The sequence below is a fragment of the Pseudarthrobacter sp. TAF60_1 genome, assembly GCF_052113505.1.
GTDB lineage: Bacteria > Actinomycetota > Actinomycetes > Actinomycetales > Micrococcaceae > Arthrobacter.
This window is the reverse complement of record NZ_JBFRDI010000009.1, coordinates 90,075-111,886: the sequence shown is the minus strand read 5'-3', so window position 1 is coordinate 111,886 and position 21,812 is coordinate 90,075. Positions and strand designations below refer to the sequence as shown.

Below are 21,812 nucleotides of genomic sequence, written 5' to 3'. Positions count from 1 at the left end.
TTGCAGAGTGTACGGCTTATGCGATAAGTTACTCACCAGTAACATAGTGGACTTCGGGGAAACCCATCTCTTGGAGCCCGTCCGAAAGCACCGATCCCCAGCGAGGAACCCATGTCCACGAAATCCATTGACATCAACGACCTTCCGTACGCTGATGGCGACTTCTTCGCCTTCGAGCAGTTGCTGAGTGGCAAGGAGCAGGACCGGCTCGCCGAAATCCGCGGCTTCCTCTCCCGCGAAGTCCGGCCGATTGCCGTGGACTGCTGGAACCGCGGCGAATTCCCCATGGACCTCATCCCGAAGCTGGCGGAAATCGACCTGGTGAGTCCCGTGCGCCGCCAAGGCTATTCGAACCTGTTTGCCGGCCTGGTCCACGCCGAGGCCACCCGTGCCGACGCCTCCATTGCCACGTTCCTGGGCGTCCACGACGGACTTTTCACCGGCTCAATCGAGGCCCTTGCCTCACAGGAACAGCAGGAAGCCTGGCTGCCGGACATCTATTCGCTTCAGAAGATTGGCGCCTTCGGCCTCACAGAACCCCTCGGCGGCTCCGACGTGGCCGGCGGCACGCGCACCACTGCACAGCGCGATGGCGACACCTGGGTCCTCAACGGCGCCAAGCGGTGGATCGGCAACGCGACCTTCTCCGACTGGGTGGTCATCTACGCCCGCGACACTGCAGACAACCAGGTCAAGGGATTCCTGGTGGACACCACGCTTTCCGGCTTCCGCGCCACAAAGATTGAAAACAAGATCTCACTCCGGACCGTCCAGAACGCAGACATTGTCCTGGACAATGTGGTGGTTCCGGACTTCTTCAAACTCGCCGGGGCCAACAGCTTCCGCGATACCAACAAGGTCCTCAAAGTCACCCGGCTGGCTGTCGCCTGGCAGGCGGTGGGCCAGCAGCTCGCTACCTTCGATGTGGCGCGCCGCTACGCCGTGGAGCGCCATCAGTTCGGCCGCCCGCTGGCGTCCTTCCAGTTGGTCCAAAGCCAGTTGGTCCAGATCCTGGGCAACGCGGTCAGTTCAATGGGCATGATGGTAAGGCTTTCCCAGCTGGAGGACGCCGGCCAGGCCAAGGACGAGCAGTCCGCACTGGCCAAAGCGTTCACCACGGCCCGAATGCGCGAAAGCGTAGCGATCGGCCGCGGCCTGTTGGGCGGCAACGGGATCGTGACCGACTTCGAAATGGCCAAGATCTTCGCTGATGCGGAAGCCATCTACTCTTACGAGGGAACGCATGAGATCAACACCCTGGTGACCGGCCGGGCCATCACCGGGATCTCAGCCATCGTCTAGTGCCGCCGGGTCCTCCCGTGCCACCGGCAGCAGGATGGACGGGCGGAGGTCCGTCACGAATTCCAGTGGATTGATGTAATCATCTCCTCGCCTGACCCCCCAGTGGACGCAGTCGAGGGCGTCACAATGACCTGCCTGGAGCGTGCCGATGATCTGGCCCTTGGCCACCACGGCTCCGGTGGCCAGGGTGCTCTCCACGGGTTCAAAGCTGCTGCGCAGTCCGTCCCCGTGATCGATGGTGATCACGGGGCGGTCGACCACAACGCCCACGAAGCTCACGGTGCCGGACGCCGGCGAGGTGACGGGGACGCCGTCGTACGCTGCCCCAAGGTCCACGCCGCGATGCCCGCTCATCCACGGCTTGTCCGGCGGGTCAAAAGTTCGCAGCACGGCCGGTTTGGGGGAGAGCGGCCAATCCCACGACGGGCGCGGAGCGCTGGCATGGGGCGCGGATGCCGCTGGCAGCAAGAGGACCGCTGCGAGCGTAAGAAAGACTTTCATCCGGCCAGTCTTCCGCGCCGCATTGGGCGCCGGCAGTGCCCAGTGCTGCCATGTGGAAAACGCCCGCCGACGGTGCAGATGCTGTCCGGCAGATATCGGCGCCTGTAGTACACTTGGTGGAGCAGTTTGCTGTGCCCTCAACGTATTTGCGTCGGCACGCCTCATTCAGGAATGCGGGGGAACAGCAGCTGACTACGCGCATCCAGACCTCCAATTTTGAAGCCCCGGCTTTGGTTGAGGAGGATTGTGCCTCTTGCGGTCAGGACCTGGTCCTGATGAGAGTCGCAATGGATGCCAGGAGCACGGCCCGCCTTGGGCCACGCTAATCAACCGTCAACTATTGGCAGGGTAAGAGGGCCGCGAGGCTTTCTCATGAATGACCTGCCGGAAGGAGCGTCGGCATGCCCGTCGTAACTATGCGCCAGCTGCTTGACAGCGGCGTCCACTTTGGACACCAGACCCGCCGTTGGAACCCGAAGATGAAGCGATTCATCTTCACGGAGCGCAACGGCATCTACATCATCGACCTTCAGCAGTCGCTGTCCTACATCGACCGCGCCTACGAGTTCGTCAAGGCCACCGTTGCACACGGCGGCACCGTTCTCTTCGTCGGTACCAAGAAGCAGGCCCAGGAAGCAATTGCTGAGCAGGCAACCCGCGTTGGCCAGCCCTACGTCAACCAGCGCTGGCTCGGCGGTATGCTGACCAACTTCCAGACCGTTTCCAAGCGCATCCAGCGCATGAAGGAACTGGAAGAGATCGACTTCGACGACGTCGCCGGTTCCGCATACACCAAAAAGGAACTGCTGCTCCTTCGCCGTGAACTCACCAAGCTGGAGACCAACCTCGGCGGTATCCGCAACCTGACCAAGGCACCGTCCGTGCTCTGGATCGTGGACACCAAGAAGGAACACCTGGCTGTTGACGAAGCCAAGAAGCTGAACATCCCGGTGGTGGCCATTCTGGACACTAACTGCGATCCTGACGAAGTCGACTTCCCGATCCCGGGCAACGACGACGCCATCCGCTCCGTGAACCTGCTGACCCGCGTTGTCGCGGACGCCGTTGCTGAGGGCCTCATCGCCCGCAACCAGCGTGCAACCGGCACCACCGAAGCTCCGGAAGAGCCGCTGGCTGAATGGGAGCGCGAGCTCCTCGAAGGCAGCAAGACTGAAGAAGCTCCCGCTGCTGCTGCTCCGGCAGAAGAAGCAGCCGCTGCTCCGGCCGCTGAGGAAGCCCCGGCCGCTGCCGAGGCTCCGGCCGCCGACGCGGACAAGTAACACAAGTAAATCCGGATTTTCCGGTGCTGTCCGCAGCGCCGGATCACTGACAGGATGGCGGCTCACCCGGTGAGCCGCTGTCCTGTCGGTCCGTACACCACATAAATTTTCTAGACAGAGGGGTTCACATGGCGAACTACACTGCTGCTGATATCAAGGCACTGCGCGAGCGCACCGGCGCCGGCATGATGGATGTCAAGAAGGCTCTCGACGAAGCCAACGGTGACGCCGAGAAGGCCATCGAGATCATCCGCATCAAGGGCCTCAAGGGCGCTACGAAGCGCGAAGGCCGCTCCACCGCTGAAGGCCTGGTGGCCGCCAAGGTCAGCAACGGCGTCGGCGTCATGATCGAGGTCAACTGCGAGACCGACTTCGTTGCCAAGGCTGACAAGTTCATCCAGCTGGCAGACAAGGTCCTGGCCGTGGCTGTGGAGTCCGGCGCTGCCGACCTCGACACCCTCCTGGCCACCGAAGTTGACGGCAAGCCGCTGTCCGAGGTTGTCGTCGAAGAGGGCGCCATCCTGGGTGAAAAGGTTGTTGTCCGCCGGATCTCCCGCATCGAGGGTGGCACTGTTGACGCCTACCTGCACAAGACCTCCAAGGATCTCCCGGCTCAGGTCGGCGTCCTGTTCGCCGTCGACGGTGAAGGCGAAGCCGCTGCCACCGCCGCACACGACGTTGCAGTCCACATCGCAGCGATGTCCCCGAACTACCTGACCCGCGAAGACGTTCCGTCCGGGCTGGTTGAGTCTGAGCGTCGCATCGCCGAAGAGACTGCCAAGGCTGAAGGCAAGCCCGAGGCAGCTATGACCAAGATTGTGGAAGGCCGCGTCACGGGCTTCTACAAGGGTGAGGTCCTGGTTGACCAGGCATTTGCCAAGGACGCCAAGAAGTCTGTGGCGCAGGTCCTCGAAGAGGCCGGCGTCAAGGGCACGTCCTTCGCACGCTTCCGCGTCGGCTCCTAGTCGAATCCGCAAAGGGGTGGCCACTTCGGTGGCCGCCCCTTTTGCATGCGCCGGGGCCATGACCGGATGAGACCTTTGGCCGCCCGGCACGATAACCTTTTGCAGAGTTCAACAACGGGAAGGCACCCATGGAAGCCGTCAATACTTCAAGCCAGCCGGAAAAGAACCGGCGCCGCGTCCTCCTGAAGCTCTCAGGTGAGGTCTTCGGCGGCGGAAAGCTGGGCGTTGATCCTGACACTGTCCGCGGTGTGGCCAAGCAGATCGCCGCAGCAGTTCCCGACGTCGAAGTTGCCATCGTGGTGGGTGGCGGCAACTTCTTCCGCGGGGCCGAACTGTCCCAAAGCGGCATGGACCGCTCGCGCGCTGACTACATGGGCATGCTAGGCACGGTGATGAACTGCCTGGCCCTTCAGGACTTCCTGGAGCAGGCCGGCGTCGAAACCAGGGTCCAGAGCGCCATCACCATGGGCCAGGTCGCCGAGGCGTACATTCCGCGCCGCGCCATCCGCCACATGGAAAAGGGCCGCGTTGTCATCTTCGGCGCCGGGGCCGGGCTGCCGTATTTCTCCACCGACACAGTCGCTGCCCAGCGGGCCCTGGAAGTCCATGCCGACGTCGTCCTGATGGCTAAGAGCGGCGTGGACGCTGTTTACACGGCCGATCCGAAAAAGGATCCAGAGGCGGAGCGTCTGGACACCTTAAGCTACGACGATGCCCTGCGCCGCGACATCCGCGTCATGGATCAAACCGCGATGACCATGTGCAAGGACAACAACCTGTCCATGGTGGTCTTCGGGATGGAAGGTGAGGGTAACGTCACCCGCGCCATCCGGGGCGAAAAGCTGGGTACCCTGGTGACCCCCTAGCTACGGCTAGGATGATTTCAGCACGGTTCCACACCGCTGGCAGGACCAGCGATGGAACCAGGGACACTGAACCAAGATTGTGCAGCCGGTATGCGTACTGCACTGATTTCTGAGGAGAGACCGTGATCGAAGAAACCTTGCTCGAAGCCGAAGAGAAGATGGACAAGGCTGTCGAGGTAGCCAAGGAAGACTTCGCCTCGATCCGCACCGGTCGGGCAAATCCCGGGCTCTACAACAAGGTGCTGGTGGACTACTACGGCTCACCCACCCCGCTGCAGCAGCTCGCGTCCTTCGCCATCCCGGACGCACGCACCATCCTCATCACGCCGTTCGACAAGACAGCCCTGCGCGATATCGAACGCGCCCTGAGCGACTCCGAAGTGGGAGCCAACCCCTCCAACGACGGCAACGTCATCAGGATCACCATCCCTGACCTGACCCAGGAGCGCCGCAAGGAGTACGTGAAGATCGTCAAGACCAAGGGCGAGGACGCGAAGATCTCCATCCGCAACATCCGCCGTAAGGCGAAGGAAACGCTGGATAAACTCGTCAAGGACGGCGAAGCCGGCGAAGACGAAGGCAGCCGGGCCGAGAAGGAACTGGATGCCTTGACCAAGTCGCACGTCGACGGCATCGATGAGCTGCTCAAACGCAAGGAAGCAGAGCTGCTCGAAGTCTGATGAGCCAGGCAGAGCAGGCCCCCGCACAAAGGGCGCGCACCAGAGGGAAGCAGCCGCGGAGCAACCCGACGCCGAAGGCTGGCCGCAATCTTCCGGCGGCCATTGTGGTGGGGCTGGCCATGCTGATCGGCGTGCTCGGGGGACTGCTTTTCCTTCCGCTTGGTTTCGTTGCCGTCACTACGGGGTTCGCTGTCTTTGGCGTCTGGGAGATTTTCCGTGCCCTTGAGGCCAACGGAACCAGGATGCCCATCGTCCCGGTCATGGTGGGCACCATCGCCATGCCGTTCGCCGCATACTTTGGGGGCCTGGAAAGCCAGCTCTTTGCCATGCTCCTGAGCTGCGTGGCGGTCCTGCTGTGGCGGTCGGTGGAAAGCCCCGCCGGATCGGCGAACAGCATCTTCGCTGGAGTTTTCACGCTCGGCTGGGTGCCGTTCTTCATCAGCTTTGCTGCACTGCCACTGCACGCCGTCGGCGTCGCCACGCCGGTGGGACTCTGGCCCGATGGGATTATTCCTCCGGGAGCCTGGCAGGTGGCCGTCATGCTCCTGCTGGTGGTCTCGAACGACACGTTCGGCTACCTCGTGGGCGCGTCCCTCGGCAAGCATCCCATGGCGCCGAAGATCAGCCCCAAAAAATCCTGGGAAGGGTTTGCCGGATCGATTGGCGGGGCAATGCTGATCGGGATCCTTGCCTGTATCTTCATCCTGGACAAGCCCTGGTGGGTGGGCGTGATCCTGGCCGTAGGCCTCGTTGGCGCGTCCACGGCGGGAGACCTCGCCGAGTCCATGGTCAAGCGGGAACTGGGCATCAAGGACATGAGCAGCATCCTGCCCGGACACGGCGGCGTCATGGACCGGTTGGACTCCATCGTCTTTGCCTCGCCCGTAGCGTTTGTCCTCTTCTCCACGGTCTCGGGTGTCTGACCCAGCCCAGCCACCTGATCACGCACCGACTACCTCGCCGGACCTCGGCGGCACCAATACAATGGTGCCCAACCTGACCCAGCTGAAAAGCAACAAAGGAACAACAGTGGCATTGGATTTTCAACGGAAAATTCCCGCGTCGTTTGAGCGCGTGCGGGGCAACGAGTTTGGTTACAACGCCAAGCAGGTGGACCAGTTCCTGCAGCGGGCCAAGGTGGCGCTGGAGACTCCCAAAGCCGCCATCCATGCTGTCAGCAGCGCCGATGTCCGCGGTGTCTCCTTTGACCCGGTCAAGGGCGGCTACTCCGCCGCCGTCGTGGACGCAGCGTTGGACCGCCTGGAAGACGCCTTCGCGCGCCGCGAACGGGACGAATTGATTGCCGCGAAGGGCGAAGATGCCTGGCTTCGCGAGATCGGCAACCTGTCCGGCATCCTTCGGGGCCGCCTGCACCGGCCTGACGGGGAACGCTTCCGGCGCCCCGCCAAGAAAAAAGCCCGAAGCTACAACATCCTTGATGTGGACAATCTTTGCCATGACCTGATCGGCTACCTCGAGGAAGACAAACCCCTCAGTGTCGACAGCATCCGCCGGGCCGTCTTCCGCCCCGCGGCAGGCCAGGACGGCTACGAGGAAACCCAGGTTGATGCCTTCCTGGACCGCGTCGTGGAACTCATGGCAGCCATCGACTGAACGGGCTGCGGCACTGCCTTCGCGGCACTGCGTACGCGGCTGCATCCGGTACGGGTCGTTTCCCGTACGCGGCTGCATCCGGTACTAGCGGGCCTCCCGGGGTGTTGCCGGGTCCGCTGGAGTGGGGGATACCGGTGTGTAGCTGCGCCAGAACGAGGCATAGGACCTGTAGCCGTGGATCGAGGACCCGGCCAGGAAGGCCAGTCCAGCGAAAGCCGCCAGTACTGCGGCCACGCCAGTACCGGCACCGAGAACAGACGCCAGCAGCCCGGCCAGGATGGCGATCAGCGCGGAGTTCACCGTGTGGATAAAGACCATGCTGCTGCCCGCAACGTGGCTCCACGAACTGCGCGGGCCCAGAAAATAGTACGTCCGCACCGAACCGGGCCTGTCGTCGTGGGGGGAAGCCATGATGAACTTCGCTATGCCGGGGTCCAGTTCCAGGTAGGCCGCCCGGAGCCTGTTCATGGCGAGCACGTACATGACGTCTTCGGCGGCGACGTTGAGCACCCGGACCTGGGTGAGGAGGCCCACCATTAAGTCGGTGAGGAGCACCACTCCGGCCAGCAGGATGAATATATCCGAGAACCTGGTGGCCTGGCCCACCAACGCAAGGCTCACCAGGCTCGCGGAGGTTAGGGTCAGGAACATGCTGATGCGGGTGAGGACTTCACCCTGCGTGGTGCTGCGGGACGCAAGCAGGCTCCAGTGTTCGGTGGCGAGCAGTTGCGCCCGGACCGAGGGTGAAACGCTGTCCGGGGCGCCGATGCCTGGACTCGATCCGTCCTGCGGGGACATGCCGCCATTGTCCACCCTCGAGGCACCCTGCGCGAGTGCCGGCCGGCGGACTACTCAGGGCTGCCCCGCCGTTTCCAACCGTTCCGGGCTTCCCCCGTTCCAGGCTTCTACCGTTCGGTGACCAGCGGCCGTTCCGGTGTGTGCAGCCGCGTCATGACCCGTGTCATGGTCTTCGGAATCCGGTCCTTGGTGCCGCGGGAGACGAACACCATCACGGCGAACGCAGCCGGCACGGTCCACGCCGCCGGCTGGGCAAGCCAAAACGGGGTCCCCGCGCCCAGGACGGCCCCGCACACCATGGCGCCGCCACAGAGAACGGCACCGGTCACCATCCCCGCGATCGCGCCGGTGTCCGTGAGGCCCCGCCACCAGATACCCAGCAGGAGCACCGGGCAGACCGTCGAAGCGGTGAAAGCGAACACCAGGCCCACGCTGCCGGCGAGGGCCAGGGAATCGGTAGTCACGGCGAAGCCCAGCGGGACGATGGCGGAAATGACGGCCGCGAGCCGAAACCCGCGGACACCGCCGCCGAGCACGTCCTGGCTGATGACGCCGGCCAGTGAAACCACCAGCCCCGAGGTGGTCGAAAGGAAGGCGGCAAACGCGCCGGCAACCACCAACGCCGAGAGCAGGTCACCGGCAGTACCGCCGATCAACTGCCCTGGCAGGAGCAGTACCAGCGCATCTGCCCGACCCGACTGGGCGAGCTCCGGTGCGAACATCCTGCCAGCCAGCCCATAGGCGGTCGGAAAGAGGTAGAACACGGAAAGCAGGCCGAGCACGATCAGGGTGGTTCGCCGCGCCGAGCTGCCGTCCGGGTTCGTATAGAACCGCACCAGGACGTGGGGGAGCCCCAGGGTGCCGAACAGCAGGGCCACCAGCAGCGAGACGTTCTGGTAGGCGCCGGCGGGAGCCATCGCGGTGGGGTTCATGGCGGCAGGGGCTACTGCAGCGGTCCCGTTGCCAGCCAGCGTGAAGACAATGAACAGGGCCGGAACGGCTAGGGCAGTGAGCTTCAGCCAATACTGGAACGCCTGGACAAAGGTGATGGAACGCATGCCGCCTGCCACGACTGTCAGGCACACCACGATGACCACCGCCGCTGACCCCACCCAGGGCGGCAGGCCGGTGGTAATCCGGATGGTGAGGGCGGCACCCTGGAGCTGTGGCACGATATACAGCCAGCCCACCACAACCACCACCAGGCTGGTCACCCGGCGCACTGCCCGGGAATCCAGCCTGGCCTCTGTGAAGTCAGGAATGGTGTACGCCCCGGACCGCCGCAGCGGGGCGGCCACAAAAAGCAGCAACATCAGGTATCCGGCGGTGTAGCCGACAGGGAACCACAGCGCATCTGTTCCCGAGAGGAGGATGAGTCCGGCCACCCCCAGGAAGCTGGCCGCGGACAGGTACTCGCCCCCGATGGCCGAAGCGTTCCACCAGGGCCGGACCGTTCGGGAGGCAACATAGAAATCGCCCGTGGTCCGGGAAATCCGCAGCCCGTAGAAGCCGATCACGGCCGTGGCTACTGACACGACAACAAGGGCCACGACACCGACAGCGGGATTCATCGGCCCCTCACTTGTCCCCGGCGAGGTCGCGGTACCGGGTCTCATTCCGGGCGGCCGTGCGGATGAAGAGCCAGGCACTGAGGCCAATGACCGGGTAGATTCCAGCACCCAGCAGCAGCCAGTCGAAGGGGATGCCCCAAATTCGGGTCTCGGCAAGGCCGGGCACCGCCGCCAACAGTACCGGGAACGCCCCCAGAATCAGCATGAAGCCGACGGCCACCACCAGGGCAAGCCGAAGCTGGGATCGGATCAGGGACCGGACGAAAACCTGTCCCACCTCGGATTCCTCGGCTGCTTCCCGTGTTTCGCCGGCCGGGCGCGGTACCGAGCGCGGTGCGGTAACGCGGACGCGTGTCATGCCTGCGGCCGGATGCGGGTGGCTTCCAGCTTTTCCCTGACCGTGGGAAGGTGGCGGCGGCTGATGGGAAGGCTGGCCCCTGCCACAGAGACGCTGGGCTTGTCGGCAGCCAGCTTCATGGACGAGACGTGCTTCAGGGCCACGAGATAGGACCGGTGTGTCCTGATGAAGCCGGCGTCCGCCCATTGCTGCTCCAGGTCGGCCAGCGGCACCCGGATCAGGTAGCTCGCGTCCGCGGTGTGCAGCCGCGCATAGTCTCCTTGCGCCTGGACGTAGGTGACGTCGTCGCGCCGGATCATCCTGGTGGTCCCGCCCTGGTCAACGGTGATCATCTCCGGCACGGCGCCGCCGTCGCGCAGCAGCTCGCTGATCCTGCCTACGGAGCGGGCCAGCCGCTCTGCGCGGATCGGCTTGAGCAGGTAGTCCACGGCGGCCAGTTCGAAGGCCTCCAGGGCGCATTCCTCGTCCGCGGTGACAAACACCACGGCCGGCTTCCTGGTGCTGCGGGCGATGGCGCGCGCAACGTCAAGGCCGGACACCGCGGGCATGTGGATGTCCAGGAAAACAGCGTCCACGGATTCGCTGGCGAGGGCCCGGAGCGCCTCGGAGCCGGAGGAGGCACGGTGAATGGTGCCGATGCGGTCGTCCCTGCCCAGCAGGTAGGCCAGTTCCTCCACGGCGGGTAGCTCGTCGTCGGCGACGAGGACATTAATCATGGTCCTACACTAGCGCCGGAAGCGGCCGGGATGAGGGCGCGGAGTCAGGCGTCGTGGTCGGGCTGGGACTTCGGTACGCGCAGGGTGATCAGGGTTCCTTCACCCGGTGCGGTCTCTATCACCAGGCCGTGCTGGTCCCCGTAGACCTGGCGGAGCCGGGCGTCCACGTTGCGCAAGCCCACGTGGTCCCCGTCCCGGTGTCCTGCGAGCATGGACTGGAGTTCGGCGGGATCCATCCCCACGCCGTCGTCCTCGATGGTCACCTCCGCGAAGGCACCCGCGTCGTTGGCGGTAATGGTGATGTGGCCGGCGCCTTCCTTGGCCTCCAGGCCATGCCGCACGGCGTTTTCGACCAGCGGCTGCAGGCTCAGGAACGGGATGACCGTGCCCAGCACCTCGGGCGCGATGCGCAGGCTGACCTGTACGCGCTCCCCGAACCGGGCCCGCTCCAGCAGGAGGTACCGGTCGATGCAGCGCAGTTCCTCGGCGAGGGTGGTGAAGTCACCGTGCCGCCGGAAGGAATACCTCGTGAAGTCGGCAAACTCCACCACGAGTTCGCGGGCCCGCTCAGGGTCCGTATTGATGAATGAGGCAATGGCGTTGAGGGAGTTGTAGATGAAATGCGGGCTGATCTGGGCCCGCAAAGCCCGCACTTCAGCTTCCATCAGCAATGTCCGGGATGCATCCAGCTCGGCGAGCTCCACCTGGACGGCCACCCAGTCAGCCACCTCGCTGGTGGCACGTACCAGCCCGGCGCCCGCCGAGGGGGCAAACGCCGCCACCGCGCCCACTACCCTCGAGCCGGCACGCACCGGTGCGATGACGGCGGCCAGGGCGCCGGAGGCGGGCTCCACGCCCATCTCCCGGGGCTGGAGCACCGTGGTGCGTCCACCCGTGAGAACGTCGGCAGCCAGGCCCATCAGCAGCGGCTTCAGTTCCTCGGCCGCACCGTCCCAGGCCAGTACGCCCGCCGTGTCCGTGATGGCCAGCGCATCGCAGCCCAGCAGGGCGCGCAGCTGCTTGCCCGCCTTCGCGGCACCTGCCGGATTGAGCCCTGTGCGCAGGTGCTGCCCCGCCCGGGACGCCGCGTGGAGGGTCTTGTAAGTGGCTCGCTCGGCGTCGGTGCCCAGTTCGCGGAAGGACCGCAACAGCTTAATTCCCAGACCAACGACGACGGCGATTGCCATGGCGATCACCGCGACGGCGGCGGCGGTCAGGAGGGGGGAGTCCGGCATGGTGCCAGCGTAGCCTCGGCTGCCGTTAGGCGCAGCATCGTGACCGTTGGGCGACCGTTCCGGCCGCCGCTATGGAATGCAGCCCCTGCGCACGTGCACAGTGATTGCAGTCACATTGGCGGCACCCTGCATGCAGGACTGGCTGGCCGGTGGACCTTGCAACTCTCAATGAGGAGGAACGATGGGTAATGATGCCCCGACTCCGGACGCAGCGGCGTCCGTGGACTTCGAAGAAGTCCAGTCGACGGCGCGGTTCCAGGAACTGCGCAAACGTCACCGCAGCTTTGTATTCCCCATGGCCGTAGTCTTCCTGCTGTGGTACTTCGCGTACGTCCTGCTGGCAGACTACGCAGTCGGCTTTATGTCCACGAAGGTGTGGGGCAATATCAACATCGGCCTGCTCCTTGGCCTCCTGCAGTTTGTGTCCACGTTCGCCATCACCGGCTGGTATGTCAGCTACTCCAACCGGAAACTCGACCCCATCGCTGCGGAGATCCGCCACGAAATCGAAGGCCATGAATTTGATAAAGACGGCAACCGCGTGACCGGAGTGAACAAATGATCGGGATTGCCACGTCAGTTGACGTCAGCCAGCTCAAGGAAACCACGCTCCTCAATATGGGAATTTTCGCCCTGTTTGTTGCCGTCACCATGGTGATCGTGCTGCGGGCCAGCCGGAACAACAAGACAGCCGCGGACTACTACGCGGCGGGCCGTTCCTTCACGGGCTCCCAGAACGGGACCGCGATTGCCGGCGACTACCTGTCCGCAGCCTCATTCCTGGGCATCACCGGCGCCATTGCCGTCAACGGCTATGACGGCTTTATGTACTCCATCGGCTTCCTGGTGGCCTGGCTCGTGGCTCTGCTGCTCGTGGCAGAACTGCTGCGTAACACCGGCAAATTCACCATGGCCGATGTCCTCTCGTTCCGGCTCAAGCAGCGGCCGGTCCGCATCGCGGCCGCCATTTCCACCCTCGCCGTCTGCTTCTTCTACCTGCTCGCGCAGATGGCCGGAGCCGGCAGCCTGATTTCGCTGCTGCTGGGCATCAGCGACTGGGGCGGCCAGGCCCTGGTAATCATCGTGGTGGGCGCCCTGATGATCACGTACGTCCTGATCGGCGGCATGAAGGGCACCACCTGGGTCCAGATCATCAAGGCGATCCTGCTTATCGCGGGCGCAGCGGTGATGACGCTCTGGGTGCTGGCCATCTACGGCTTCAACCTCTCCAGCCTCCTCGGCGCAGCCGTTGAAACCTCCGGAAACCCGGCCGTGCTCAACCCCGGCCTGCAGTACGGCAAGTCGGACACCTCCAAGCTGGACTTCATGTCCCTCGGCCTCGCGCTGGTTCTCGGCACCGCGGCCCTGCCGCACGTGCTGATGCGCTTCTACACGGTTCCTACAGCCAAGGAAGCCCGCAAGTCCGTGGTCTGGTCCATCTGGCTGATCGGCATCTTCTACCTGTTCACCCTGGTCCTGGGCTACGGAGCCGCGGCGCTGGTGGGTGCCGACACGATCAAGGGCGCCCCGGGCGGGGTCAACTCGGCAGCTCCGCTGCTCGCCTTCCACCTGGGCGGTCCGCTGCTGCTGGGCTTCATCTCGGCTGTGGCCTTCGCGACCATCCTCGCCGTTGTTGCCGGCCTCACGATCACCGCTGCCGCGTCGTTCGCACACGACATCTACGCCAACGTGATCTCCAAGGGCAAGGCCGACGCCGACACCGAGGTTAAGGTGGCGCGGCGCACCGTGGTTGTCATCGGCATCCTCGCCATCCTGGGCGGCATCCTCGCCAACGGCCAGAATGTGGCTTTCCTGGTGGCGCTTGCCTTCGCCGTGGCGGCATCGGCCAACCTGCCCACCATCGTGTACTCCCTGTTCTGGCGGCGGTTCACCACCCAGGGTGCGGTGTGGAGCATGTACGGCGGTTTGGGCTCGGCCATCCTCCTGATCATCTTCTCGCCCGTCGTGTCCGGCGGACCGACGTCGATGATCAAGGACGCCCACTTCGCCCTCTTCCCGCTCAGCAACCCCGGCATCGTGTCCATCCCGCTGGCATTCCTGCTCGGCTGGCTCGGCACCGTGCTGGACAAGAAGCGCGAAGACTCCACCAAGCAGGCCGAAATGGAAGTGCGGTCCCTCACCGGAGTCGGTGCGGAGAAGGCCGTGGACCACTAACACCAAGGCAAGCGAACGACGGCGGCCCGGAAGCCGCCGTCGTCCGTTTGAAAAAGCCCGCAGCCCCTTCCGGGGCTGCGGGCTTTCCTGTGCCTGGAGCCTTATGCCTTGGGCTTGATCTTGATGTTGATGATCTTGAGTTCGTCGGTGCCCTCGAAGCGGTAGACCATGTCGATGTTCTTCCCGTCATTGCACGCGATTAGCCCCACCACATCGGCTGACTTCGTGCCGTTCTCCGTGCGGGCCTTGACGTCGTTGTAGGTGGGCTTGCAGGAGTCGTCCATCTCCAGCGTCTTGATGCCCGCAATGAACGTTTCCTTGGAGACCTGCTTCTGGAGGGCAGGGTCCAGATACTTGTCGTAGGCTGTGGATGTGTCGCCGGCGATCACGAGTTTGGTGAAGTCGTCCGCGAGGCTCCTCGCATGGTTGGTGGGTCCGGCAACAACATTGGCCAGGATCACCACACCGAGGATGACCAGCAGCAGGACGCCGCCCACCACTCCCAGGATGGTCCACAACCGCCGGCGGCCACGCGCCGGGGGCCGCTGACCGGGAAGCCCGAACGGTCCGTCGGCGGATGCTTGCCCGGGAGTGCCGTAGGGTCCGGGGGCGCCGTACTGTCCTGCTGCCGCGTACTGCCCGGCTGCTGCGTACTGTCCCGGCGCCGGATATTGACCAGGGGCGCCAGGCTGTTCCGAGGTGCCAGGCTGACCGGCCACCGGCTGTTGCGGAGGCTGTTGGGGCCAAGGCGCCTGCTGGTGCGGTTCCTGAGGGTTGCTCACATCGAGCCTTTCCGGCAACGCGGTGGCACTGCCTTTTACTGGGGGCCGCTGGGCGGTACCCACGGATCTACCTGTGAACAGCCTATAGCCCCGTCCGCGGCGCGGGCGTCGGCCAAGTATCGCGGAAACACAATTTTGGATCGGGTTTCGGGCGCGCTAGCTGTCCTGGTCGCTGCCGGATCCCCGGTCCAGCAGTGGCTGGATGCGGAAGGGAATGAGTTCGCCCATGGCCAGGGCAGTGTCGGTGCGGTCTACGCCGTCGCATGCCAGGATCTTTCCGTTGATCCGGAAGAGGTCTTCGGCGTCAAGGGCCACCACACGGAGGAGAAGGTCGGCTGAGCCGGTCAGCCCATATCCTTCGAGTATTTCCGGGATGCCGGCCAGGTCGTGTGCCAGCTGCCCCAGCTTCTGCTGCTGGACGTGGACCGAGATGAAGGCCATCAGGGGGTAGCCCAGCGAGACCGGGTTGATCCGGCGTTCGAAGGACAGGAAGGCGTGTTTTTTCTCCAGTTGGGCCATACGCGCCTGGACGGTGTTCCGGGACAGCCCCAGTTTCTGGGCCAGCGCCACCACCGTGCGCCGCGGATCACCGGCCAAGGCCGAGAGCAGCCGGGTATCGGTGCCATCCAAAGGGTGCATAGTGCGCAACATTAGCACGGTGAGGCTCGCCTCCACAGGGCATTATGCTCAGTATTTTCAACGGTAGTTGTACCCATTGAGCATTGTGAGTAGGGTCACAATTATCCGGGGCAACGGCGCCCGGGCGGCCGGCGGCAGGCGGGATCACAAGTCTCCAAGCTCCGGTCAAACAACGTGAGAAGGTTGCGTGCCATCGTGTCTACAGACGAAACGGGCCAGGGCGGGACAATGGCGGCGGGTGCTCCCGCCGGCAAGACAGCAAACCATGGGGAATCCGGCAGGAACCTGATTCAACTGATCACTCCGCAGGGGGAGCGCGTCAGCCACCCGGAATTCGATCCCTGGGTCAAAGACATCGGGGATGAACAGCTGTGCTCCCTCTTTGAAGACCTGACGGTCATCCGGCGTATTGACGTCGAGGCAACGGCGCTCCAGCGCCAGGGGGAGCTCGGTCTTTGGCCGCCGTTGCTGGGCCAGGAAGCTGCGCAGGTGGGGTCGGCCAGGGCCCTGCGGCAGGACGATTTCATCTTCTCCAGCTACCGGGAAAACGGTGTGGCCTACTGCCGCGGTGTGGGCCTGACGGACATTTTGCGGGTTTGGCGCGGAAACGCCGCCTGCGGCTGGGATCCCTACACCGTCAACATGGCCACACCCCAGATCATCATCGGTGCACAGACCCTGCATGCCACCGGGTACGCCATGGGGATCCAGAACGACGGCGCCGACTCGGTGGCGGTAACCTACTTCGGCGACGGTGCCACGAGTGAAGGCGACGTCAATGAGGCCATGGTCTTTGCCGCCAGCTTCCAGGTGCCGGTGGTCTTCTTCTGTTCCAACAACCACTGGGCCATCTCGGAACCGGTGCGGCTGCAGTCCCACCTGCAGCTCGCCGACAGGGCTGCCGGATTTGGAATACCGAGCCTCCGGGTGGACGGCAACGACGTCCTGGCCGTAATGGCGGCCACACGGGTGGCCGTGGACCGTGCCCGCCATGGCGGCGGACCCACGTTTATCGAAGCCGTTACCTACCGCATGGGGCCGCACACCACCGCAGATGATCCCACCCGCTACCGCGACGCCAACGAACTCGAAGACTGGGCCGCCAAGGACCCCATCGAGCGGGTCAAAGTCCTCCTGGACCGGAAGGGCCTGCTCACGGACCAGTTCCAGCAGCATGTCAGGGACAAAGCGGATGAAGTGGCCCGCGAACTGCGTGCAGGCTGCATCGGCATGCCCGAACCGGAGCCGCTCGACGTCTTCAAGCACGTGTACAGCTCACCCAACTCATGGCTTGACCGGCAGCAGGACCACTATGCCCGTTACCTTGCTTCTTTCGGCGACCCCGCAGAAGCCACTTCACAGGAAGGTGCACGCTGATGACCCAGATGACCTTTGCCCGTGCCATCAATTCCGGCCTGCGCAAATCACTCGAAAACGATCCCAAGGTGGTCCTCATGGGCGAGGACATTGGCACCCTCGGCGGTGTCTTCCGCGTGACGGACGGTCTGCAGAAGGACTTCGGCACTCATCGCGTAGTGGACACGCCGCTGGCTGAATCCGCCATCGTAGGTACCGCCGTCGGCCTCGCCTACCGCGGCTACCGGCCAGTCGTGGAAATCCAGTTCGACGGTTTCATCTATCCCGCCTTCGACCAGATCGTCAGCCAGGTAGCCAAGATGCACTACCGCACCATGGGTGCGGTGAAGATGCCCATCACCATCCGCGTCCCCTTTGGCGGCGGCATCGGATCGCCCGAACATCACTCCGAGTCGCCCGAGGCGTACTTCACCCACACGTCCGGGCTCAGGGTGGTAACGGTCTCGAATCCGCAGGACGCCTACACCGTGATTCAGCAGGCCATCCGGTCTGACGACCCAGTCCTGTTCTTCGAACCCAAGCGCCGCTACCACGACAAAGGCGAAGTGGATGAGGGCCTGGACCTGCCGAATGCGCTGCCGATGGATTCTGCTCGGGTGCTGACCGAAGGCACCGATGTGACGCTTGTGGCGTACGGACCGCTGGTGAAGACTGCCCGGGATGCCGCCACCGCGGCCGCCGACGAAGGGATCTCCATCGAGGTCATCGACCTGCGCTCGCTGGCGCCGGCGGATTACGCCACCGTGGAAGCGTCCGTGCGAAAGACGGGCCGGCTGGTGATCACCCATGAGGCCGGCCAGTCCGGAGGCGTTGGAGCAGAGGTAGCCGCCAGCATCACCGAACGGTGCTTCTATCATCTTGAAGCAGCACCTGTCCGCGTCACCGGGTTCGATGTTCCCTACCCGTACTCCAAGGTGGAAATGCATCACCTGCCCGGACTGGACAGGATCCTGGACGGCGTGGACCGTGCCCTGGGGCGGCCGAACTCACTCAGCGGGCTGGAAGGATGAGCGCCACCATGATCAAGGAATTCAGGCTCCCGGACCTGGGCGAAGGCCTCACGGAGTCCGAAATCGTCAGCTGGAAAGTCGGCGTGGGGGACACCGTGAGCCTGAACCAGGTGATTGCCGAGGTTGAAACGGCCAAGGCCGTGGTGGAGTTGCCGTCTCCTTTTGCCGGCGTCATCACGGCGCTACACGAGCAGCCGGGCACTGTGGTGGAAGTCGGTAAGCCGATCGTCTCGTTTGAAGTACCGGACGACGCCGGCGCGTCACCTGCCGTGGCCACCCCGGCCGAGGCGGAGACCCCCAAGCGGCAACCCAACCTCGTGGGGTACGGCGCCGTCGTCGAAAGTTCGGGCCGTCCGGCGCGCCGGCAGCGCAACTTCGCTGCCCCGCCGGTTGAGCCTGGCCAAACTAAACCTGTTGGTGCCCCGGTGGTTGAGCCGGCCGAAACCCAGTCCTTTGAACGGCCGCGCTCCACGCCGCCTGTACGGAAGCTGGCCAAGGACCTGGGTGTCGAGCTGGCCGCTGTCCCGGGCACCGGAGTCCATGGCCTGATCACGCGGGACGACGTCCGGAACTTCGTTGGCGGTGGTGATGTTCCGGTGGCGGCGCGTCATCTGTCGGCCGTGGCCGACGCCGCTGCCCCGTCTGACCGGGCCGCTGGGCAGGGCGGGCGGGAAGTCCGCACTCCCATCAAGGGTGTCCGGAAGTTCACGGCAGCCGCGATGGTGGCAAGCGCGTTCACCGCCCCGCATGCCACGGAGTTCCTCACGGTGGATGTCACTCCCACCATGGACTTGCTCGCCAAGCTGAAAACAAGCCGGGCTTTTGCGGACCACAAGCTGACTCCGCTGACCCTGGTGGCCAAGGCAGTGCTGGTCGCGCTCCGGCGGAACCCGTCGCTGAACTCGCGCTGGGACGAGGCCAACCAGGAAATTGTGCAGTTCAATTACGTGAACCTCGGCATTGCCGCAGCGACGCCCCGGGGGCTCACCGTTCCGAACATCAAGGACGCGGACACCCTGTCGCTGCTGGAACTTTCCGAAGCCCTCACGGATCTGACGGAAACAGCCCGGGCCGGCAAGACCGCTCCGGCCGAGCTGGCTGACGGGACCATCTCCATCACCAACATCGGCGTCTTTGGGATCGACGCCGGCACCCCCATCCTGAACCCGGGCGAGGCGGCCATCCTGGCCGTGGGCGCGGTCCGGAAGATGCCGTGGGAATTCCAGGACGAAGTGGCTCTGCGCCAAGTCATGACGTTGAGCCTGTCCTTCGACCACCGCTTGGTGGACGGAGAGCAGGGCTCGCGGTTCCTTGCCGACGTCGGCGCCATCCTGGCGGACCCGGGCATGGTGCTGACGATGGTCTAGACAAAGCAACGCGGGGTCACTTCGCGCCCAATAAACAGCCCCGGATGGGCATCAAGTGACCCCGCCTTGCTCTTTGGGACGGCGTGTGGGGACGGCGTGCCATGGGAAGCCCGTCAGGGGGAAGCGCGGGTGAGGTCCGCCGTCAGCGCCGCCAGCGCCATGCTCTCCAGCAGCGGACGGGCAGTCCGGGCAGCCACCTTGCGGCCATGGCTGCGCACCGAGTGCGGAGTCGAGTTGATCAGTCCGAAGGTGGCATGCGCCCGCATTCGCAGTTCGGCAGCGTCAACGCGGGGGTGGAGCTGGGCGAGGACTTCCACCCAGACTTCCACGTAGCTCCGCTGCAGGGCCCTGACCTCCGACTGGTCCTCGGGCGAGAGATTGCTGAAGTCCCTGTCCTGGACGCGGATCACATCCGGCTTGCCCAGGGCAAAATCCACCTGGAACCTGACTAGCCGACGAAGTGCCTCCAGGGGATCACTCGTGTCTGCAGCCACGCGGCGGCCACCTTCCAGAAGTTCCCGGCTTACCGTCAGCAGCAGGTCAGCCAAAACCGCCTGCTTGCCAGGGAAATGGCGATACACCGCCGGGCCGCTGACGCCGGCGGCCGCTCCCAGGTCCTCAAGGGACACGCGGTTGAAGCCGTCTGCCGCAAAGAGCATTGCGGCAGCATTCAGCAAGGCCTGGCGCCGAATCTCCTTGGCGTGGCTGCGCTGGGTCCCGGGGACAGGTGCGGAATCCGCTGCATCGGGCCGGTCTTGGGGCGCCGGTTTCGATGGCTGCGCAGGTCGGCTGACGGGCACGTTTCCTCCTCGGACCTGCAGATTTTAGCAGCGCATCCATGTGTTGGACATCACAGTTAATAAAGACTAACCTAAATCTCAGTTACAGAATACTAACCGAGTTCGTGCTCGCGGCTCCGCAGGGGGACTTCCAGCAGCAGCTCTCACAGAACGGATCGGACTGCGTCGATGGAGACCCTCACCAGCCGGCTTGACGCCGCAAGTGATGCGTTTGCGGCCAACAGGACAGCGCAGCTCACCCTTGCCGGTGAACTGCGCGCCAGGCTGGCCGAAGTCGCCCTGGGTGGCCCGGCGCAGTCCCGGGAGCGGCACGTGGCCCGCGGAAAGCTCCTGCCCCGCGAACGCATCGACCGGCTGCTTGACGATGGCAGCCCCTTCCTGGAAATTGCTCCGCTCGCTGCCAATGGCATGTATAACGATGAATCGCCGGGCGCGGGGGTCATCGCCGGCATCGGGTTGGTGCATGGCCGGCACGTGCTGGTGATTTCCAACGACGCCACCGTCAAGGGCGGCACGTATTACCCGATGACCGTCAAGAAGCACCTCCGCGCGCAGGAAGTCGCACTGGAGAACAGGCTGCCATGTATCTACCTCGTGGACTCCGGGGGAGCCTTCCTGCCCAAGCAGGACGAGGTGTTCCCGGACAAGGACCATTTCGGCCGGATCTTCTATAACCAGGCCAGGCTCTCCGCGGCGAAGATCCCGCAGATTGCCTCCGTCATGGGTTCCTGCACTGCCGGCGGCGCCTACGTACCGGCCATGAGCGACGAGACGGTCATAGTCCGGAACCAGGGCACTATCTTCCTGGGTGGCCCGCCGCTGGTGAAGGCCGCCATCGGCGAGATTGTTACCGCGGAGGAACTCGGCGGCGGCGACGTGCACTCGCGGATTTCCGGGGTCACGGACCACCTCGCGGAGAACGATGAACACGCCCTGCAGATCATCCGCGACATCGTGGCGACGCTCCCCAGGCCGGCTGCCCCCGTGTGGCAGGTGGACGACGTCGTCGAGCCTGTAGCGGATCCAGGCGAGCTCTATGGTGCGGTGCCTACGGATGTCAACGCGCAGTATGACGTGCGTGAGGTGATTGCCAGGCTGGTGGACGGCAGCAAGTTCCACGAGTTCAAGCGGGAGTACGGCACCACGCTGGTCACCGGCTTCGCCAGGCTCCACGGCCACCCGGTGGGGATCGTGGCCAACAACGGCGTCCTGTTCAGCGAATCCTCGCTCAAGGGGGCGCACTTCATCGAACTGTGCGACCAGCGCGGCATCCCGTTGATCTTCCTGCAGAACATCTCCGGGTTCATGGTGGGCAAGGATTCCGAACAGGGCGGCATCGCGAAGAACGGGGCCAAAATGGTCACCGCGGTGGCCACGGCCCGCGTGCCCAAGCTGACCGTGGTGATTGGCGGGTCCTTCGGGGCAGGCAATTACTCCATGTGCGGCCGGGCCTACTCGCCGCGTTTCCTCTGGATGTGGCCGGCGTCCAGGATCTCGGTGATGGGCGGAAACCAGGCCTCCAGCGTCCTGGCCACTGTTAAACGGGACCAGTACGAGGCCCGGGGTGAGGAGTGGTCAGCCGCTGACGAGGAAACTTTCAAAGCACCGATCAGGCAGCAGTATGAGGACCAGGGCAGCCCGTACTACTCCACCGCCCGTCTCTGGGACGACGGCGTGATCGATCCCGCGGACACCCGCACCGTCCTGGGACTGGCGCTCGACGTCGTCTCCCGCACCCCGCTGCCGGAGACTTCCTTCGGCCTCTTCCGGATGTGA

General features: G+C 64.5%; 22 protein-coding genes. 13 read left to right on the top strand and 9 right to left on the bottom strand.

Annotation, left to right across the window (positions count from 1 at the left end; genetic code table 11):
• Positions 1-111: 111 nt before the first annotated feature.
• Positions 112-1,302, top strand: coding sequence for an acyl-CoA dehydrogenase family protein (locus AB4Y73_RS12310; protein WP_441871928.1), 1,191 nt, complete (start codon positions 112-114; stop codon positions 1,300-1,302).
• Here the strand turns inward: AB4Y73_RS12310 and AB4Y73_RS12305 are convergent.
• Positions 1,288-1,803, bottom strand: a complete 516-nt coding sequence (locus AB4Y73_RS12305) for a M23 family metallopeptidase (protein WP_441871926.1) — start codon at positions 1,801-1,803, stop codon at positions 1,288-1,290. The two genes, AB4Y73_RS12310 and AB4Y73_RS12305, sit on opposite strands and share 15 nt — an antisense overlap.
• 401 nt (positions 1,804-2,204) lie before the next feature.
• On the opposite strand from AB4Y73_RS12305, the gene rpsB reads away from it, so the two are divergent.
• The 6 genes from rpsB (at position 2,205) to AB4Y73_RS12275 (ending at position 7,208) form a co-directional block, all read left to right on the top strand.
• Positions 2,205-3,083 (top strand): 30S ribosomal protein S2, encoded by an 879-nt coding sequence (gene rpsB / locus AB4Y73_RS12300; RefSeq protein ID WP_441871924.1) that lies wholly within the window; start codon positions 2,205-2,207, stop codon positions 3,081-3,083.
• 128 nt (positions 3,084-3,211) lie between these two features.
• Positions 3,212-4,048 (top strand): translation elongation factor Ts, encoded by an 837-nt coding sequence (gene tsf / locus AB4Y73_RS12295; protein ID WP_441871922.1) that lies wholly within the window; start codon positions 3,212-3,214, stop codon positions 4,046-4,048.
• Positions 4,049-4,176: 128 nt separating this feature from the next.
• Positions 4,177-4,914 carry a UMP kinase gene (gene pyrH, locus AB4Y73_RS12290; RefSeq protein WP_441871920.1) on the top strand — a complete coding sequence of 246 codons (738 nt, stop codon included), beginning with the start codon at positions 4,177-4,179 and terminating at the stop codon, positions 4,912-4,914.
• Between the two features lie 122 nt (positions 4,915-5,036).
• Positions 5,037-5,594 carry a ribosome recycling factor gene (gene frr, locus AB4Y73_RS12285; protein ID WP_190988619.1) on the top strand — a complete coding sequence of 186 codons (558 nt, stop codon included), beginning with the start codon at positions 5,037-5,039 and terminating at the stop codon, positions 5,592-5,594.
• Positions 5,594-6,517, top strand: coding sequence for a phosphatidate cytidylyltransferase (locus tag AB4Y73_RS12280; RefSeq protein WP_441871918.1), 924 nt, complete (start codon positions 5,594-5,596; stop codon positions 6,515-6,517). The genes frr and AB4Y73_RS12280 overlap by 1 nt, the downstream gene beginning before the upstream one ends.
• Positions 6,518-6,623: 106 nt before the next feature.
• A complete protein-coding gene (locus AB4Y73_RS12275; RefSeq protein ID WP_441871917.1) occupies positions 6,624-7,208 on the top strand; it encodes a DivIVA domain-containing protein in 585 nt (194 codons plus the stop codon).
• A gap of 84 nt (positions 7,209-7,292) precedes the next feature.
• Here AB4Y73_RS12275 and AB4Y73_RS12270 read toward each other — a convergent pair whose 3' ends face one another.
• The 5 genes from AB4Y73_RS12270 to AB4Y73_RS12250 all read right to left on the bottom strand — a co-directional run bounded on the left by AB4Y73_RS12270 (position 7,293) and on the right by AB4Y73_RS12250 (position 11,886).
• Entirely contained in the window at positions 7,293-8,006 is a 714-nt protein-coding gene (locus AB4Y73_RS12270) for a hypothetical protein (RefSeq protein ID WP_441871915.1), read from the bottom strand.
• 107 nt (positions 8,007-8,113) lie between these two features.
• Positions 8,114-9,577, bottom strand: a complete 1,464-nt coding sequence (locus tag AB4Y73_RS12265) for a sodium/solute symporter (protein ID WP_441871913.1) — start codon at positions 9,575-9,577, stop codon at positions 8,114-8,116.
• A 7-nt stretch (positions 9,578-9,584) separates the two neighbouring features.
• Entirely contained in the window at positions 9,585-9,935 is a 351-nt protein-coding gene (locus tag AB4Y73_RS12260) for a hypothetical protein (RefSeq protein WP_441871911.1), read from the bottom strand.
• Complete coding sequence (locus tag AB4Y73_RS12255; RefSeq protein ID WP_441871909.1) at positions 9,932-10,651, bottom strand: LytR/AlgR family response regulator transcription factor; 720 nt, start codon at positions 10,649-10,651, stop codon at positions 9,932-9,934. Before AB4Y73_RS12255 ends, AB4Y73_RS12260 begins: the two co-directional genes overlap by 4 nt.
• A 44-nt stretch (positions 10,652-10,695) precedes the next feature.
• Positions 10,696-11,886, bottom strand: coding sequence for a sensor histidine kinase (locus tag AB4Y73_RS12250; RefSeq protein ID WP_441871907.1), 1,191 nt, complete (start codon positions 11,884-11,886; stop codon positions 10,696-10,698).
• Between the two features lie 181 nt (positions 11,887-12,067).
• Between AB4Y73_RS12250 and AB4Y73_RS12245 the strand changes: the two genes are divergently transcribed.
• Both AB4Y73_RS12245 and AB4Y73_RS12240 read left to right on the top strand, forming a co-directional pair.
• Positions 12,068-12,448, top strand: coding sequence for a DUF485 domain-containing protein (locus AB4Y73_RS12245; protein WP_441871905.1), 381 nt, complete (start codon positions 12,068-12,070; stop codon positions 12,446-12,448).
• A complete protein-coding gene (locus AB4Y73_RS12240) occupies positions 12,445-14,061 on the top strand; it encodes a solute symporter family protein (RefSeq protein WP_441871903.1) in 1,617 nt (538 codons plus the stop codon). The genes AB4Y73_RS12245 and AB4Y73_RS12240 overlap by 4 nt, the downstream gene beginning before the upstream one ends.
• A gap of 101 nt (positions 14,062-14,162) precedes the next feature.
• Here AB4Y73_RS12240 and AB4Y73_RS12235 read toward each other — a convergent pair whose 3' ends face one another.
• Positions 14,163-14,843, bottom strand: a complete 681-nt coding sequence (locus AB4Y73_RS12235; RefSeq protein WP_441871901.1) for a hypothetical protein — start codon at positions 14,841-14,843, stop codon at positions 14,163-14,165.
• Between the two features lie 156 nt (positions 14,844-14,999).
• Complete coding sequence (locus AB4Y73_RS12230; RefSeq protein ID WP_441871899.1) at positions 15,000-15,482, bottom strand: Lrp/AsnC family transcriptional regulator; 483 nt, start codon at positions 15,480-15,482, stop codon at positions 15,000-15,002.
• 195 nt (positions 15,483-15,677) lie between these two features.
• On the opposite strand from AB4Y73_RS12230, the gene pdhA reads away from it, so the two are divergent.
• Genes pdhA through AB4Y73_RS12215 form a run of 3 tightly spaced genes read left to right on the top strand, consistent with a single transcriptional unit; the run spans position 15,678 to position 19,236 of the window.
• Positions 15,678-16,859 (top strand): pyruvate dehydrogenase (acetyl-transferring) E1 component subunit alpha, encoded by a 1,182-nt coding sequence (pdhA, locus tag AB4Y73_RS12225; RefSeq protein ID WP_441871897.1) that lies wholly within the window; start codon positions 15,678-15,680, stop codon positions 16,857-16,859.
• Entirely contained in the window at positions 16,859-17,869 is a 1,011-nt protein-coding gene (locus AB4Y73_RS12220) for an alpha-ketoacid dehydrogenase subunit beta (RefSeq protein ID WP_441871895.1), read from the top strand. The genes pdhA and AB4Y73_RS12220 overlap by 1 nt, the downstream gene beginning before the upstream one ends.
• Positions 17,866-19,236, top strand: a complete 1,371-nt coding sequence (locus tag AB4Y73_RS12215; RefSeq protein WP_441871893.1) for a dihydrolipoamide acetyltransferase family protein — start codon at positions 17,866-17,868, stop codon at positions 19,234-19,236. The genes AB4Y73_RS12220 and AB4Y73_RS12215 overlap by 4 nt, the downstream gene beginning before the upstream one ends.
• Before the next feature lie 113 nt (positions 19,237-19,349).
• Here AB4Y73_RS12215 and AB4Y73_RS12210 read toward each other — a convergent pair whose 3' ends face one another.
• Positions 19,350-20,036 (bottom strand): SACE_7040 family transcriptional regulator, encoded by a 687-nt coding sequence (locus tag AB4Y73_RS12210; RefSeq protein ID WP_441871891.1) that lies wholly within the window; start codon positions 20,034-20,036, stop codon positions 19,350-19,352.
• Positions 20,037-20,204: 168 nt separating this feature from the next.
• Between AB4Y73_RS12210 and AB4Y73_RS12205 the strand changes: the two genes are divergently transcribed.
• Positions 20,205-21,812 (top strand): carboxyl transferase domain-containing protein, encoded by a 1,608-nt coding sequence (locus AB4Y73_RS12205; RefSeq protein WP_441871889.1) that lies wholly within the window; start codon positions 20,205-20,207, stop codon positions 21,810-21,812.